This is a genomic window from Rhodobacteraceae bacterium M382 (assembly GCA_025141015.1).
In the GTDB taxonomy this organism is placed as follows: domain Bacteria; phylum Pseudomonadota; class Alphaproteobacteria; order Rhodobacterales; family Rhodobacteraceae; genus Aliisedimentitalea; species Aliisedimentitalea scapharcae.
Genome location: CP081098.1, coordinates 573,758 through 588,841, shown reverse-complemented (window position 1 = coordinate 588,841; position 15,084 = coordinate 573,758). Strand labels below are relative to the sequence as shown.

The window sequence follows — 15,084 nt, the reverse complement described above, 5'->3', positions numbered from 1 at the left end:
GGAAGGTCGGATCAGACCCGTTCGATTGCGATCGCTGTGCCTTCACCGCCACCGATACAAATCGCGGCAACACCACGTTTCAGGCCACGTTTTTCCAGCGCATTCAGCAAGGTTACCATGATCCGCGCACCCGAAGCTCCAATAGGATGGCCCAACGCGCAAGCACCACCATTTACGTTGACCTTGTCGCGCGAGATGCCCATTTCATGCATGAAGGCCATTGGGACAACTGCAAAGGCTTCGTTGACTTCCCACAGATCCACATCTTCGACGGACCACCCCAGACGATCCAGCAGCTTTTTCGCCGCCGGGACCGGGGCCGTCGTGAACCAACCCGGTGCCTGAGCGTGGCTTGCGTGCCCCAGAACCCGCGCGCGGACTGTCAGCCCCTGCGCCTCGGCTGCGTCGGCCGAAGCCAACACCAAGGCCGCAGCACCATCGGAAATCGAAGACGCATTGGCCGCTGTCACGGTACCGTCCTTACGAAAGGCGGGTTTCAGGGTTGGAATCTTGTCGGGTCGGGCGCTTTGCGGTTGCTCGTCAGTGTCGGTTGTCACATCACCCTTGCGGGTCTTGACGGTAACCGCCGCAATCTCACCTTCAAAAGCGCCGGTTTTCTGGGCTTCCAGCGCGTTGGACAAGGATTTCAGCGCATATTCATCCTGGGCTTCGCGTGTAAACTGGTAATGTTCCGCGCAATCTTCCGCAAAGGTACCCATCAGGCGGCCTTTGTCATAGGCATCTTCGAGCCCGTCCAGAAACATGTGATCAACCACTTGCCCGTGACCGATCCGTGCACCATTGCGCATCTTGGGCAGGATATAGGGTGCGTTGGTCATGCTTTCCATGCCCCCCGCGATCATCGTATTGGCGTGACCCAAAGCGATCTGGTCAAAGGCCATCATCGCCGCCTTCATCCCTGAACCACACATCTTGTTCAGTGTCGTGGCTGGAACATCCTCGCCCAGGCCACCGGCAAAACCGGCCTGGCGTGCGGGCGCCTGTCCCAACCCTGCGGGCAACACACAGCCCATCAGAACTTCGTCCACGGTTTCGGTCTTTGCGTTCTCCAGCGCGGCCTTGATTGCGGTGCCGCCCAAATCGGCAGCGGTCACACCATCATACATGCCCTGAAATCCACCCATGGGCGTCCGGGCTGCACCTGCGATGACGACTTCTTTCATTCTCTTCCCTCCAAAGCTTGGCCATTGAATACCGAATGGTAAGAATTGCCGTCTACCCTCATGTCGAAGTTAATATCGCACGGGGAAAGAAAAATGAGCCTTACCAGTACCGTAACGGACAGTGCACGTATTGTCACAGTCAACGCAAATCGCATTGATGCGGCGATTGCCATCCAATTCAAGGAAGATATGCGCTCCGAAACCGAAGGCGGGCCAGATCGGGTCATCCTGGATTTGTCATCGGTGAACTTTATTGATTCCAGCGGTTTGGGCGCGATCGTCGCCGCAATGAAGCAGATGGGCCAGGGGCGAAACCTGGATTTGGCCGGCCTGACCCCCACTGTCGACAAGGTTTTTCGCCTGACTCGAATGGACACGGTGTTTAACCTGTTTCCGTCTCTGGACGACGCCAAGGCGGCCAACACCGAATAACCCCCGAATCCGACATCAGCCGAGCTATGAGTGCAGTAAATATGGCGGAAACTTTCAAACACTCTTTTCGGGCGACCGAATTGGACGCCCGAGACGGAATGGAATTCATCGTTGCCAGGTTACGGCAAACAGGTGCAACCGAGGATTGGACTGGCACTGTTCAGATCGCCTTGGCCGAAGCGGTGAATAACATCGTTGAACATGCGTATGTTGATATGCCTCGGGGCAATATCGAGATCGCATGTGAAATGAAGGAGACCGGGTTAACAATGCGAATAACAGATTCCGGGAGCGCCTTTGGCACGGACGAACTGCCACCTGGCAACCCTGTCGATCTTAATGTCGGGTTTGGCGATCTTCCTGAAGGTGGGTTTGGGTGGTTCTTGCTCCGCACGTTGACCCAGTCGATCAGCTATGACCGCAAAGGCGACAACAATATCCTGACACTTGCATTTGATGCCGAAGCGAGCTGATTGGTTCCCCGCAACAATTGCCTCCTGCAGATACGTCTAATCCTGCCGCAAAAGTAACCGGTTCGCCTTTGGCATACCTTGCCCGGGCGGAATGCCTGTGTTGCGTTAGAATGTATCCTGATGTGCAACGTGACACAAAACTGCCCCAATCCGAGCAAACTGAGGCCCGAAAGCAAGGACATATATGTCTTGTAGCTGCACAAAGCTTCCCTCGGTGCTGCGGTTCATAGCCCCCACCCAGTTCGTGGCACCGAGGATTTCTCCCAACATTCAAACATTTCCATTTTGACATCGCATGATGGTCAAAGTCTCCTGGATATCATCAGGACCCGGCTGTTATGTGAGGAAGCTCCGACAGTCAGCCCAAAACACTGCGGACAGCGGACCCACGGCAGTCAAGATTCACACTGGTTGTTGTTGGGACACGGGCGTTGCAGTCTTTGACAGATGCGCACACGGGCTTGTGTGCCGACACTTCAGGCCCAGGGTCAGACCGTCAGCCGTTTCCAGCCACACCATAGAAGGTCACAAACAGGTGTTCACCAGATCGCTTGAACGGACAGGGACCCGCAATGCACACCACTAGCCACATGCCCGTGTCGGCCTCGCCTTGGCGACATTCAGTTCAAGTGAAAATGAAGCGGATAGGTTCCGTCCGAAAACGGCCCAAACATATCAGGGATATCCGGGTGATCCACAGGCTCTCCCGAATAGTCTGCCACCAGATTCTGCTCGGAAACATAAGCCACATAATAGCTTTGGTCATTTTCGGCCAATAGATGATAGAACGGCTGTTCCTTGATTGGACGGCTGTCTTCGGGAATCGCCTGATACCATTCTTCGGTGTTGGAAAATTCCGGATCCACATCAAAAACCACACCACGGAACGGGTGTTTCTTGTGGCGAACCACTTGTCCCAGATGATATTTTGCGCGCGTTCTCAGCATTGTCTTGCAGCCCCTATTCTTCATTAGTACCCGGTAACCATAAGTTTTGTCCAACACTTGCGCGGTTTTTTGAGGAAACAGACTGTGAACCTTGTCTTAACAGTACTTGAAATTGTCGCCCCGGTTTTCCTGTTGGCTGGTATCGGCTTTACTTGGGTAAAGCTGGGATTTGAATACAGATTGCAATTTGTCACCCGTCTGGCGATGACATTGGCGGTTCCTTGCCTGATCTTCGTCGCTTTGATGCAAACCGAAATTGATCGCGCTGCATTGGGGCGGTTCGCATTGGCCGGGCTCGCCGGATACGGCGCCTTGACCGTGGTGTTCATCGTGATCGTCAGAATACTGCGCCTGGAACGGCGAACGTTTCTGTCGCCACTGATTTTTGGCAACACCGGCAACCTTGGCGTGCCTTTGTGTCTGTTTGCCTTTGGGACCGAAGGGCTGGGATATGCCATCGTCATGTTGGCGTTGTCAGCTGTCTATTCATTTACCTATGGGATCTATCTGGTCGCTGGGCGTGGTTCTGCGCTCAAGATTGTCAAGGAACCGATGGTTTGGGCGACTCTGGCCGGAGCTGTTTTCCTGTGGCAAGGGTGGGAGACACCCAAATTTCTGACCAATACGATGGATCTGATTGGCCAGATGGCGATTCCACTCATGCTTCTCACTTTGGGTGTCGCGGTCGCGCGGCTAACGCCGAGCAAGATCATTCAGGCGTTTTGGCTCTCGGCGATGAAAGTTGTCGTTTGCGCCCTAATTGGCTGGGGCGTTGGGTGGATATTTGATTTAGGACCGACCGCTATGGGGGTTCTGGTACTGGAGCTGGCCACACCGGTCGCCGTTACATCCTATCTTCTGGCCGAGAAATATGGCGCGGATGCCGAATCTGTTGCGGGAATGGTCGTGGTATCGACCCTGATGTCTGTGGCCTCGTTGCCAGTATTGTTGGGGCTGCTATTGTAACCCCCCGCAAATGTGATTTCATCACCCTGCCAAATAGGTTAACATTGCCAAAAAAGGCAGAGGCAGATGAGCAGAATTATTACCGCCATGTTAGCGGTGTTGCTATTGGCGTCTTGTGGCGGTGGGTACAAGTCGCCTCCGCGCAACCTGGACAACGCGTGCAGCATCCTGGCTCAGCGTCCGGAATTTCGCAAGGCGTTCAAGTCGACACAGCGCAAATGGGGTGTTCCGGTCCATGTACAAATGTCGATCATCTACCACGAAAGCCGCTTTCGTGCCGACGCCCGCACTCCCTTCCGCTATGTGTTGGGAGTGATTCCGATGGGGCGGCAAAGCAGCGCCTATGGGTATTCCCAAGCCATCGATGGCACATGGAAACAGTACAAGAATGAAACGGGACGCCGCAGCGCGAAACGGGACCGGATCAAGGATGCCGCCGATTTCATTGGCTGGTACGCCACCGAAAGCTACAATCGAAACGGCATTCGGTTGACAGATGCGCGCAACCAATATCTGGCCTACCACGAAGGTCACACAGGATACGCCCGAGGATCCTACAAATCAAAAAGCTGGCTGTTGCGGATCTCGTCAAATGTCGAAGCCCGCTCACGCATGTATCAAAGTCAGCTGGCCAACTGTCGCAAACTGCGGCTCTGATCCACAACAGCTGCACCGGCGAGGGAGAACACCCTCGCCATGCTCAGCGATTTCTTGTACCCGCCCCCGGGGTAAACAAACTCGAACTTAGGCTGACACCGGTGGCCAGGTCCCCCAGGAGGACAGTTGTCTGCCCCCCTGCCCCATCATGAATGACCCACTTGCGCAGCTCGACAGGGTTATCGGTGAACATCATTTCGATGCTTCCGTATTCAGGGTTCTTAGGGTCCTGCGCCCGCACCACTGTCACTGTGCCGTCAAATCCATGCCCGACCACCATATTGGCGCGCCCCAGATCAACATGGCGGTCCAGGATCACTGACAAAGGTGTCCGCCTAAGCGGATATGTTTCCGGTGGCTGGTTGGATTTGGGGTCGTGTATCACCACAGCCCCGCCCCCGGCGATCACTGTGCCACCATTGGGTGGGTCATATTCAAACCGAGCACGGCCCGGACGATGCAGATATAGCTGCCCGGTTGCCAGGGACCCGTCGTCGCTGATCTGGGTGAACTTGGCTTTGGCCGTGGATAAATCGTTCAGATAGGCCGAAACCTGGTTCAGCGACAATTGTTCTGCCGCCCAGGCAGCAGGCGCTGCGGCGGACAACATCAGGGCAAGTGCAAATTGTTTCATACCTGCCTACATAAGCCCTGATGCGCTGTTGTGAAGATGTCGATCACTGTTGTTCCGGCACCAGAATTTCCCGTTTCCCGACGTGATTTGCTGGAGAAACAAGACCTTCGTCTTCCATCTGCTCGACCAGCCTCGCGGCTTTGTTATACCCAATGGCAAGTTTCCGCTGGATGTAGGAGGTCGAACATTTGCGATCCTTGATCACGATCTGCACAGCGGTGTCGTACAGAGCATCTTCGCCATCGGTATTGCCACCGGTCGACAGGCCCAGAACAGCGTCGATATTGTCGGCTTTGTCTTCGTCCGGTCCTTCGAGGACATTGCTCATGTACTCTGGTGGGCCAAAGGCTTTGAGATGATTGACGATCTCCTCGACCTCTTCGTCCGACACGAACGGGCCGTGACAGCGGGTGATCTTGGCCCCACCAGCCATATAAAGCATGTCGCCCATACCCAATAGCTGTTCGGCACCCATTTCACCCAGAATGGTACGGCTGTCGATCTTGGACGTGACCTGGAACGAGATCCGGGTCGGAAAGTTCGCCTTGATCGTGCCGGTAATCACATCCACTGAGGGACGCTGTGTCGCCATGATCAGATGGATGCCTGAAGCCCGCGCCATCTGTGCCAGACGCTGGATACAGGCTTCGATTTCCTTGCCGGCAACCATCATCAGGTCGGCCATCTCATCGACGATCACGACAATAAAGGGCATCGCCTCGGGTGCGAACTCTTCAGTTTCGAACACTGGTTCGCCGGTTTCGTCATCAAATCCGGTCTGGACAGTTCGGCTGAACATTTCTCCCTTGCTCAACGCCTCGCGAACGCGCCCATTGTAGCCTTCGATATTGCGCACACCCATCTTGGACATCTTGCGATACCGGTCTTCCATCTCGCCGACGGTCCACTTTAGCGCAACAACCGCCTTTTTGGGGTCAGTCACAACCGGAGACAGCAGATGCGGGATGCCGTCATAGACGGACAATTCCAACATTTTTGGGTCGATCATGATCAAACGGCACTGTTCCGGCGTCAGCTTGTACAGCAACGACAAGATCATGGTGTTGATCGCCACCGACTTGCCGGACCCCGTGGTCCCCGCGATCAGCAGGTGGGGCATCTTGGCCAGATTGGCGACAACGGAATCACCGCCAATATCCTTGCCCAGCGCCAACGGTAGGCTCATGTTGCTATCGCCAAAGTCACGGGATGCCAGGATTTCGCGCAGCACAACCTTTTCGCGGTTCTCATTGGGCAATTCGATCCCAATGACCGAGCGACCCGGAACCGTCGACACACGTGCCGACAATGCCGACATCGATCGCGCAATGTCATCGGCCAAACCGATAACACGAGACGCCTTGAGACCCGGCGCGGGTTCCAGTTCGTACATGGTCACAACTGGACCTGGCCGGACACTGACGATCTCGCCCTTGACGCCGTAATCGTCCAAAACATGTTCCAGCATCCGTGCATTTTCTTCCAACGCTTCATCGCTCAGATGATGGCGCTGAATGCTGGTCGGGCTGGTCAACAGGCTAAGCGGTGGCAGTTCAAATTCGACATCCTTGTCTTCGAACGCCAATTTGGGCTCGGCTTCGGCCTTGGCCCGGCGCGACGGAGCCGGCTGTTTGCGTGTCGGCTGTTCCACAACGGCCTTGCGCGGCGTAGCGACGGGAATACGCGGTTGAACAGGAGTGGGTTGCTCCAATGGCAAAGGGTCAACAGCGACCGGGGCTGCGTCAAAACTGTCGACTGCATAAGCTCCCTGATCCATGGTCTCCGGCTCAAAGCTGGCATGGGTCTCTGCTATGACAGGCGTCTCGATCGGTTGCTGTTGTGGCTGAGGTTGCGACCCGGCCGCAAACATCGGCGGCTCAGGCGGCAAATGTGCCTGTTGCACCGTGACCGGAGGTTCGGGTGGCAGGTCAGCCTGACGGGGTGCAGGGTTCAGCAACAATGGATCCGGGCCACGTCCGCGGCCCTTGGTCAAGGGGCGGTTCGGATCCGGCTCCGGAGGTAGGTGCTCTTGTTGGCGCGATCGTACAACGCTGGCAATCTTGGCCCGAATCCGGTCGTCTCCAGGCAACATCTCGACATCCGCCACAGCCATAGGTTCAACCAGTTCGGGTTCCGGCATGACTTCGGGGGCCGGATCGGCTCTGCGGATCAAACCGGGCATCCGCTTGAGAAATCCGCCGCGTTCTGCTGGCATCGGTTCTTCTTGCAGGTCAGGCACCTGCGCAGGCTCTTCGAACAGGATCGCATCGGGCTCTGCAAATCCAGTATCCTCGGTCATGGCCTGTTTTCGTGTGACGACACGCTCCGCCCGCTTGGCCCGGTAACTTTGGGCGGCTTGCACGCCCGTTACGGCCCCACGCCCCACCAGGGTCATCAGGCTGCCATAGGCCATGATCACGCCAACAATCAGGAACCGCGCCACTCGTTTCAGTTCGGGACGGGTAAATCCCAACACGTAAGTACCCAGCGCAATCATGCCCAGCGCCATAACCAGCGACATCAGTTTGACCGCGAAATGCGACCCAATCGGCAACAGGGTCAACAATGCCCCCATGACCGTATCGCCGAACAACCCACCCAGACCAAAGCTGTGTGTCGCACGCCAGCTGTCACCAGGTAGCAGAGTGGCCGCGTAGATCGAACAAACGACCACAACGATAGGTGCAAAAATCAGGCGCGCAACCGCACGCTCTTCGCCCCAATGTAGAGCAAACCGCGCTCCCCAGACAATCAGGATCAATGCAATTGCCCAACTGCCCCAGCCGACGATCATGAACATCGGCGCGGCAATTGCTGCACCAATTGACCCCATCCAGTTCTGCACTGGCGCATCGGTCGAAACGATCCAGTTGGGATCTTCCGGTGTGTAGGATCCAACCATCGCAGCCGTTGCCAGCCCCAACAGGATCAAACAGATCCCGACCAGTTCCTTGCCGCGTCTTTCGATCGCGGCCTGCATGTTGCTGTCCAACAACGGATCTCGGCTGCGTGTCTGAAATGCCATGCCTACCCTCGGTTTTTATCTTGTTGCGTGGCTTGCCCGGTGGGTCACTCCCGACCAGGGGCCACGTTCGTTATGCGTTATCCGTACAAACAGTCGCGCAAGGTGATCAGCGCATTGCCTGTGTCTTCTTTCGGGGCAACCAAAGCGACCCGAACATATGTTTCTCCCGGATTTTGCCCGGCGTCGCCCTGGGCCAGATAGGCCCCCGGCAACACCCGCACTCCGGTTTCCCGCCACAGTTTCAACGCAGCCTCTTCGCCGTTATCCACGGGCAGCCACAGGAAAAAGCCAGCCTCTGGGCTCATATATCCCTGTACGCTACCCAGCACGTCATCAGCGATGGTGTATTTTTCCTGATAGAGGCGACGATTTTCAACAACGTGTTCTTCATCCGCCCACACACGGGCGGCGGCGGCCTGTAATGGCCCCGGCAGCGGCGCGCCGGAATAGGACCGTAGCTGTTTGGCATGTTTGATCGTTTCGGGGCCACCCGCAATGAACCCCGATCGCAGCCCGGCCAAATTCGAACGTTTGGACAAGGAGTTGAACAGAATGATCCGCTCGACGTCTGCGCCAATTTCCTGTGCGACGCTCAGCACACCAATGGGGGCGGAATCGCGATAGATCTCGGAATAGCATTCATCCGCAAAGATGCGGAAATCATATTGCTCGGCCAGTTGGATCAGCTCGACCCAGTACTCTCGCGTGGCAACTGCGCCCTGTGGATTCGCCGGAGAACAAATATAGGCGATAGTCGTGCGGTTCAGCACCTCGGCGGGGAGGCTGGCGTAATCGGGCAAGTGTCCAGTGGCGGCCGTGGCGGACACAAAAACCGGTTCAGCCCCCACGGACAAAGCCGCCACCATGTAAACCTGGTAAAATGGATTCGGCGTCAGGATGACCGGCTGTTGCCCGTTTTTTGTTTCCGGGCACAGCGCCATGGCCGCATTATACAACCCTTCGCGGGTGCCATTCAGCGCCATGATCTGGGTGTCGGGGTCCATAGACACGCCATAACGGCGATTGATCCAACCGGAGATCGCAACGCGCAACGCATCTGTACCTTCGTTTTGAGGATACGACCGGAACAGGCCTGCATGCGCAACGATTTCGTCCGTCACCCAGGACGGAAAATCGTGTTTCGGCTCGCCAATCGTCATATGAACCACGTCCCCGCCAGGGGCATGGTGATCCAAAAGCGCGCGCAAACGCGGGAATGCATAAGCCGGTAGGTTCGAAAACCGCTCGGGGAAATCCATCGTGTTACTGCCTCAAGGTCGGGGTCGTTTGTCGCCCCGTTTGCAGCCAGATTACAGATCCCCCCGGTGTGCGTCCAGTAGCGAGATCGCCCCGGATGCGAAATGTGGCTTTCAGGCCAATGCCTTCTCGACAGCGACGCCCACACGCAACAGCGCTTCTTCGGTGTCGGGCGGGCACAGGATCTGCAATCCGCAGCTCGGCGTCCCTGTCGGCAGGCTCAGCCCGCAGACACCCATCAGGTTGCCAATACGTGTATTGCGCAGGGCCAAAAGGTTCTCAGTCACGTAATACGCGTCATCCGTCAGCAACCGTTCCACATTGGGCGGCAGGATCGGTGCTGTTGGAAGTAGAACACCGTCAAACCCGGCCACCGCCCGGTCCCAGGCGCCCCGACAACGTTCGAGTCTGGCCCAGGCGGCGACATAGTCGGCCGCTGTGAACTGGGCACCAGAGCGAAAGCGCTCCAGAATACGATCAAACATCAGATGAGGGGCCGCTTCGACCGCGTCCTTCCACAGGCCATAGGCCTCGGAGGTGAACAGAATTGGCGACAATTCCATTGCCTCTGCCAATTCTGGCACCTCAAGCGGCACAATCTCGGCTCCGGCGTCCTGCAACCGCTGTAGCGCAGCGTCATGCGCCTGTTGCGGGATGTCTCGTACATCGTCTAGCGCCACGGTCTGAAGGCTGGCAAACCGCTTGCCCTGCAGGGATGCCCCGCGTAGATCAGGGCCCTCATGCCCCTCAAGCGCCCCCAGCATCAGCGCTGCATCTTCGACCGAGCGGGCCAGCGGCCCGACAGTGTCGAATTTCAAACACAGCGGCACAACCCCTTCGAGGCTGATCCGCCCGGCAGTGGTCTTTAGGCCCACCAGATCATTCCAGGCCGACGGGATCCGTACCGATCCACCGGTGTCAGATCCGATTCCACAGGCCGCGAGGTTAAAGGCAACCGAGGCCCCTGCCCCTGATGATGATCCTCCCGGAGCAGCTTCGGAATCATTGATACAGGGCGGTGTCTGTTTCACCGGGTTCAGGCCCAGCCCGGAAAAGGCCAATTCGCTCATATGTGTTTTACCCAGACAAACCAGGCCCATCTGGGTTGCCGTCCGCAACACCAGAGCGTCGTGATCAGGCACCCGCCCCTTCAACAGGTCCGAGCCAGATTCAGTGGCCACGCCGGCACTGTCGAACAGGTCTTTCCAACTGATCGGCACCCCGTCCAGCGGCGACAGACGCAGGCCCAGCTTGGCGCGTTCGGACGCGGCGCGGGCCTCGGCCATGGCGCGGTCATGGGTAACAACCGTATAGATCCGGTCCCGCATAGGGTGGGCATCGATGGCATCCAGATAGGTTCGGGTCAGATCAATCGGGTCAATCTCGCCCGCAGCAATCCCACGCCCCAAATCAGCTGCTGTCATGTTCAACCAGTGATCCATATGTGAACGCTCCCCTATGTTTGGTTTTCGTGACGGTAGCGACCCCAAGGCCCATGGACAATCCCGAAGACACGCGCATATTGCAGGGCATGAAAAACACATCCGACATCCTGATCGTCGGCGGTGGGCTGAACGGCCCGGCGTTGGCCCTGGCCATGGCCCAGACCGGGCATTCTGTGACTGTGATTGATGCGCTCCCCCCCGGCGCGTCACAAGCCGAGGATTTCGACGGGCGTGGCTATGCGCTGGCGCTGGCCTCACAACGTTTGTTGGCTCAAATCGGCGTGTGGGAGAACGTCGCGGATCACGCCCAACCAATGCTGGAAATCAAGGTTACGGATGGCACCGTGGGTCAGGGGCCATCCCCGTTTTTCATGCATTTTGACCATGCCGAAATCGAAGAGGGCCCGATGGGCTACATGGTCGAGGACCGTTTTTTACGCCGCGCCTTTGGGGCGGCAATGAAGGCCGAGCCACGCATCACTGTAATGCCCGATACTCGGGTGGTGGCTCAGGACGTGGATCCGACCGGTGTCACTGTCACGCTTGCCAATGGAGGCACCCTGCGCGGACGTGTTCTGATTGGGTCCGACGGACGCAAGAGCGGCACCGCCGAACGCGCCGGGATCAAACGGACCGGATGGGAGTACGGACAGACCGCATTGGTTTGCGCCATTGACCACGAGAAACCGCATGGAGGCGTGGCCCATCAGTTCTTTATGCCACCGGGGCCGCTGGCAATTCTGCCCCTACCGGGCAATCGGTGCTCGATCGTGTGGAGCGAACGGACCGAAACTGCCCACGCCATCCATGCGTTGGATGACGCCGGATATCTGGACGCCCTACGCCCTCGGTTTGGGGATTTTCTGGGGGAAATCTCGTTGGCGGGCAAACGATTTACGTATCCGCTGAATTTGACCATCGCCAACAGCTTTATCGGTGATCGGATGGCGCTGGTCGGAGATGCAGCCCATGGGATGCACCCGATCGCCGGGCAGGGGCTGAACGCGGGCCTGCGCGACGTGGCCGCATTGGCCGAAGTCCTGACCGAAGCAACCCGACGGGGTGAAGACTTTGGATCGTCTCTGGTCCTGGGGCGGTATCAACAGTGGCGCCGGTTTGACACTGCCGCATTGGCAGCGGCAACCGATGCCTTTAATCGGCTATTTTCCAATGATAACCCGTTGCTGAGACTGGGCCGTGATATCGGCATGGGAATTGTCGGATCACTCCCGGGACTGCGCCGCGGATTCGTGCGTGAAGCCGCGGGGCTGACCGGCGACATGCCGCGCCTGTTGCAGGGCAAACCGATCTAAGGTGGCGCAGCTCAATCCAGGGTACGTGCCTCGTCCACCAACATGATCGGAATGCCGTTGCGGATCGGAAAGGCCAGGTTTGCGGACTTGGAAATCAGCTCCTGCCGATCTGCATCATAAGTCAGCGTGGTCTGCGTTTGCGGGCACACCAACGCCTCCAACATCCGGCGGTCAAACACAATCGTCTGTTCTGTCATTGCAGAATTTCCTCATTTGATCCGCCGCGTAGGGCGAATTCAATCAATGTCACAAGGGTTTCGCGCCGCGTTGCGAGGCAGGGGGCCTCGAGCAGGGCCTGTTTGTCTTCGGGTTCAAAATCCAGCAGCATGGACAGCGAATTGATCAACAGTTCATCATCCGCATCCTTGAGTGTATCCCAATCCACGTCCAACTGACGCGCGTTGAAGTATCGGTTCAGCAGGCTCATGAACCCATTTCTACGGAACCTGTCATCATGCTCGGCTCGCCCAAGATCCCGGTCGAAACCGGACCAACCGACCTGGCACCGTCGATAAGGAGCAAAACCGTTGGTTTCCTGTTGGATGCGGAAGCGTGAAATCCCTGTCAGCGTGATCAGGTAACGCCCGTCTTCGGTTTCGGAAAACTGGGTCACCCGCCCGGCGCACCCGATTGAATGCAAGGCGTCTTCGGATGAGGGAGACGGGCAGGGTTGAATCATGCCGATCAGACGATGCGACGTCTTGAACGCATCTTCGAGCATTTGCAGATATCGCGGTTCAAATATATGCAGTGGCAGGCGTGCGCGGGGCAGCAAAAGCGCCCCGGGCAGAGGGAACACGGCCAGCGTGTCCGGCAGGTCAGCAGCTTTGATCATTGAGATGATTGTAGCTCTGAGAAACGTTTAAGCAAATATCAAAGAGCTGAGCTTGCGTCGGCCGTTCAAAACCACCGGGTCATTTGGCTTGAGCGCGTCGAAAATGGTGAACAATTGCGCCTTGGCCGCGCCGTCGTTCCATTCACGATCCCGACGAAACAATTCCAACAATTCAGTGACAGCCTCTTCGGTTTCACCAGCGGCAAACAGCGCCTGTGCCAAATCAAACCGGGCCTGATGATCATCAGGATTGGCATCGACTGCGCTGCGCAATTCGGCCACGGGACCCGCATTTTCAGCCTGACGTGCCAATTCGATCTGGGCTCTGACCGCTTCGATTTCAGGCGCGTCGGAAATTTCTGCAGGAGCACCGTTCAAAATGGCTTCGGCCTGATCCAGATCTTCGAGCGCAACATGAGCCCGTGCCAGACCGCCAAAGGCGGCGGCATTGTTCGGATCCTCGCCCAGAATGGCAGCAAAAGTCTGCGCCGCATCTGCCACAGCCCCTTCGGTCAGCATCTGCTCGGCGGCTTCCAATGCGTCACCCAGACCACCATCAGCTTCGCCGCCGCCCTGTTCGACGACGCGGGCCACAAAAGCGTCAATCTCGCTGGGCGCGACAGCGCCCTGAAAGCCATCAATCGGCTGCCCCTGATAGAATGCGTAGACCGTCGGAATGGACTGAACCCGCATCTGTCCGGCAATGCCCTGATTTTCATCGACGTTGACCTTGGCCATGGTGACCGCGCCCTTGGCCTTGGTCACGGCAGCCTCCAGTGCGGGGCCCAATGTCTTGCAAGGGCCACACCAGGGGGCCCAGAAATCGACGATCACTGGCGCATTCATCGACGCTTCGACCACATCCTGCATGAAGGTGGCTTCACTTACATCCTTGATCAGGTCATCGGCCGGGGCCGCGCCCGCACCGCTCAGAATATCCATCATAGCCATTTTCTCCGCTTGGGATTTGGCCCCTATATGAAAGCTATCAACCGGAAAACCAAGGGGGCATTGCGAATTAGAGGCCGGGAAATCCCGCCTACCTGACCCAGGCTTCCAGTTCGGACACCGGCCATGCGCACACGTCTAGAGATCAAAGGTGGCAAAAACCGGCGCATGGTCGCTGGGTTTTTCCCACCCCCGCGCCGCGCGCAAGACACGACTGGAATGCCCCGCGTTGGAAATGTCGCTCGTGGCCCAGACGTGGTCCAATCGCCGCCCCTTGTCGGCGGCATCCCAATCCTTGGCCCGATAGGACCACCAGCTGTACAACTCACCTTCGGGAATATCCTGACGGGTGACGTCAACCCAACCGCCAGCGTCCTGAGTTTCAGCCAGATGCTCGACTTCGATCGGAGTGTGCGACACGACTTTGAGCAGCTTTTTGTGGGACCACACGTCATCCTCGCGAGGAGCAATGTTCAGATCCCCCACCAGAATGGATTTTTCCGGTTTTTCCGAACGGAACCAATCGCGCATTTCAGTGAGATAATCGAGCTTTTGACCAAATTTTTCATTCACTTCGCGATCCGGCACATCACCGCCTGCCGGAACATAGAAATTGTGGATTGTTGTTCCGTTTTCCAATTGCGCAGCAACATGACGTGCATGCCCCAGGCTGGCAAAGTCCTTGTCTCCGACATCCCGGATCGGCAGCTTGGACAGGATCGCCACACCATTATAACCTTTCTGCCCCCGCACGACCATGTGAGTATACCCCAGTTCCGCGAACCCTTGGGTCGGAACCTTGTCTGCGGGGCTTTTGATTTCTTGCAGACACAAGACATCGGGTGCCTCTTCTTGCAGCAATTTCAGGACGATAGGTTCGCGCAGACGAACCGAATTGATATTCCAGGTTGCCAGGGAAAAGGACATGATAACGCTCGCGCAGGGATGAATGACTGGCGCAGGTTATC

15 protein-coding genes are annotated in these 15,084 nt (G+C 57.3%); 5 read left to right on the top strand and 10 right to left on the bottom strand.

Features of this window, described 5'->3' with window-relative positions:
- Nucleotides 1-11: 11 nt before the first annotated feature.
- Nucleotides 12-1,184 (bottom strand): acetyl-CoA C-acyltransferase, encoded by a 1,173-nt coding sequence (locus tag K3727_02620; GenBank protein ID UWQ91720.1) that lies wholly within the window; start codon nucleotides 1,182-1,184, stop codon nucleotides 12-14.
- Between the two features lie 93 nt (nucleotides 1,185-1,277).
- Here K3727_02620 and K3727_02615 point away from each other — a divergent pair, with 93 nt between their 5' ends.
- Both K3727_02615 and K3727_02610 read left to right on the top strand, forming a co-directional pair.
- Nucleotides 1,278-1,616, top strand: coding sequence for an STAS domain-containing protein (locus K3727_02615; GenBank protein UWQ91719.1), 339 nt, complete (start codon nucleotides 1,278-1,280; stop codon nucleotides 1,614-1,616).
- A 41-nt stretch (nucleotides 1,617-1,657) separates the two neighbouring features.
- Nucleotides 1,658-2,089, top strand: a complete 432-nt coding sequence (locus K3727_02610; protein ID UWQ93246.1) for an ATP-binding protein — start codon at nucleotides 1,658-1,660, stop codon at nucleotides 2,087-2,089.
- A 620-nt stretch (nucleotides 2,090-2,709) separates the two neighbouring features.
- Here K3727_02610 and hspQ read toward each other — a convergent pair.
- Complete coding sequence (gene hspQ, locus K3727_02605; protein ID UWQ91718.1) at nucleotides 2,710-3,036, bottom strand: heat shock protein HspQ; 327 nt, start codon at nucleotides 3,034-3,036, stop codon at nucleotides 2,710-2,712.
- Nucleotides 3,037-3,120: 84 nt separating this feature from the next.
- Here hspQ and K3727_02600 point away from each other — a divergent pair, with 84 nt between their 5' ends.
- Together K3727_02600 and K3727_02595 are read left to right on the top strand one after the other, a co-directional pair.
- Nucleotides 3,121-4,002, top strand: a complete 882-nt coding sequence (locus K3727_02600; GenBank protein UWQ91717.1) for an AEC family transporter — start codon at nucleotides 3,121-3,123, stop codon at nucleotides 4,000-4,002.
- Nucleotides 4,003-4,068: 66 nt separating this feature from the next.
- On the top strand, nucleotides 4,069-4,659 hold the full coding sequence (locus K3727_02595) for a lytic transglycosylase (GenBank protein ID UWQ91716.1): 591 nt from the start codon (nucleotides 4,069-4,071) through the stop codon (nucleotides 4,657-4,659).
- Nucleotides 4,660-4,702: 43 nt separating this feature from the next.
- Here the strand turns inward: K3727_02595 and K3727_02590 are convergent, their stop codons facing one another.
- The 4 genes from K3727_02590 to K3727_02575 form a co-directional block, all read right to left on the bottom strand.
- A complete protein-coding gene (locus K3727_02590) occupies nucleotides 4,703-5,293 on the bottom strand; it encodes an outer membrane lipoprotein carrier protein LolA (protein UWQ91715.1) in 591 nt (196 codons plus the stop codon).
- A 43-nt stretch (nucleotides 5,294-5,336) separates the two neighbouring features.
- Nucleotides 5,337-8,318, bottom strand: coding sequence for a DNA translocase FtsK (locus K3727_02585; GenBank protein UWQ91714.1), 2,982 nt, complete (start codon nucleotides 8,316-8,318; stop codon nucleotides 5,337-5,339).
- A 77-nt stretch (nucleotides 8,319-8,395) separates the two neighbouring features.
- Nucleotides 8,396-9,577, bottom strand: a complete 1,182-nt coding sequence (locus K3727_02580) for an aminotransferase class I/II-fold pyridoxal phosphate-dependent enzyme (protein ID UWQ91713.1) — start codon at nucleotides 9,575-9,577, stop codon at nucleotides 8,396-8,398.
- Nucleotides 9,578-9,688: 111 nt separating this feature from the next.
- Nucleotides 9,689-11,017 carry an amidase gene (locus K3727_02575; GenBank protein ID UWQ91712.1) on the bottom strand — a complete coding sequence of 443 codons (1,329 nt, stop codon included), beginning with the start codon at nucleotides 11,015-11,017 and terminating at the stop codon, nucleotides 9,689-9,691.
- Between the two features lie 89 nt (nucleotides 11,018-11,106).
- On the opposite strand from K3727_02575, the gene K3727_02570 reads away from it, so the two are divergent.
- Nucleotides 11,107-12,333 (top strand): FAD-dependent monooxygenase, encoded by a 1,227-nt coding sequence (locus K3727_02570; protein UWQ91711.1) that lies wholly within the window; start codon nucleotides 11,107-11,109, stop codon nucleotides 12,331-12,333.
- An 11-nt stretch (nucleotides 12,334-12,344) separates the two neighbouring features.
- On the opposite strand, the gene K3727_02565 is transcribed toward K3727_02570, so the two are convergent.
- The 4 genes from K3727_02565 to K3727_02550 all read right to left on the bottom strand — a co-directional run bounded on the left by K3727_02565 (nucleotide 12,345) and on the right by K3727_02550 (nucleotide 15,043).
- A complete protein-coding gene (locus K3727_02565; GenBank protein UWQ91710.1) occupies nucleotides 12,345-12,530 on the bottom strand; it encodes a Trm112 family protein in 186 nt (61 codons plus the stop codon).
- Complete coding sequence (locus K3727_02560) at nucleotides 12,527-13,168, bottom strand: LON peptidase substrate-binding domain-containing protein (protein UWQ91709.1); 642 nt, start codon at nucleotides 13,166-13,168, stop codon at nucleotides 12,527-12,529. The genes K3727_02565 and K3727_02560 overlap by 4 nt, the downstream gene beginning before the upstream one ends.
- Before the next feature lie 27 nt (nucleotides 13,169-13,195).
- Nucleotides 13,196-14,113, bottom strand: a complete 918-nt coding sequence (locus K3727_02555) for a co-chaperone YbbN (protein ID UWQ91708.1) — start codon at nucleotides 14,111-14,113, stop codon at nucleotides 13,196-13,198.
- 141 nt (nucleotides 14,114-14,254) lie between these two features.
- Nucleotides 14,255-15,043 (bottom strand): exodeoxyribonuclease III, encoded by a 789-nt coding sequence (locus tag K3727_02550; protein ID UWQ91707.1) that lies wholly within the window; start codon nucleotides 15,041-15,043, stop codon nucleotides 14,255-14,257.
- Between the last annotated feature and the right edge of the window lie 41 nt (nucleotides 15,044-15,084).

Bases quoted from the DNA above. Each gene is read 5' to 3' on its own strand.
- K3727_02595 (UWQ91716.1), top strand. From the start codon at position 4,069: ATGAGCAGAATTATTACCGCCATGTTAGCGGTGTTGCTATTGGCGTCT.
- K3727_02615 (UWQ91719.1), top strand. From the start codon at position 1,278: ATGAGCCTTACCAGTACCGTAACGGACAGTGCACGTATTGTCACAGTC.
- K3727_02575 (UWQ91712.1), bottom strand. From the start codon at position 11,017: ATGGATCACTGGTTGAACATGACAGCAGCTGATTTGGGGCGTGGGATT.
- hspQ (UWQ91718.1), bottom strand. From the start codon at position 3,036: ATGCTGAGAACGCGCGCAAAATATCATCTGGGACAAGTGGTTCGCCAC.
- K3727_02590 (UWQ91715.1), bottom strand. From the start codon at position 5,293: ATGAAACAATTTGCACTTGCCCTGATGTTGTCCGCCGCAGCGCCTGCT.
- K3727_02555 (UWQ91708.1), bottom strand. From the start codon at position 14,113: ATGATGGATATTCTGAGCGGTGCGGGCGCGGCCCCGGCCGATGACCTG.
- K3727_02565 (UWQ91710.1), bottom strand. From the start codon at position 12,530: ATGACAGAACAGACGATTGTGTTTGACCGCCGGATGTTGGAGGCGTTG.
- K3727_02550 (UWQ91707.1), bottom strand. From the start codon at position 15,043: ATGTCCTTTTCCCTGGCAACCTGGAATATCAATTCGGTTCGTCTGCGC.
- K3727_02560 (UWQ91709.1), bottom strand. From the start codon at position 13,168: ATGATCAAAGCTGCTGACCTGCCGGACACGCTGGCCGTGTTCCCTCTG.
- K3727_02570 (UWQ91711.1), top strand. From the start codon at position 11,107: ATGAAAAACACATCCGACATCCTGATCGTCGGCGGTGGGCTGAACGGC.
- K3727_02620 (UWQ91720.1), bottom strand. From the start codon at position 1,184: ATGAAAGAAGTCGTCATCGCAGGTGCAGCCCGGACGCCCATGGGTGGA.
- K3727_02585 (UWQ91714.1), bottom strand. From the start codon at position 8,318: ATGGCATTTCAGACACGCAGCCGAGATCCGTTGTTGGACAGCAACATG.
- K3727_02610 (UWQ93246.1), top strand. From the start codon at position 1,658: ATGGCGGAAACTTTCAAACACTCTTTTCGGGCGACCGAATTGGACGCC.
- K3727_02580 (UWQ91713.1), bottom strand. From the start codon at position 9,577: ATGGATTTCCCCGAGCGGTTTTCGAACCTACCGGCTTATGCATTCCCG.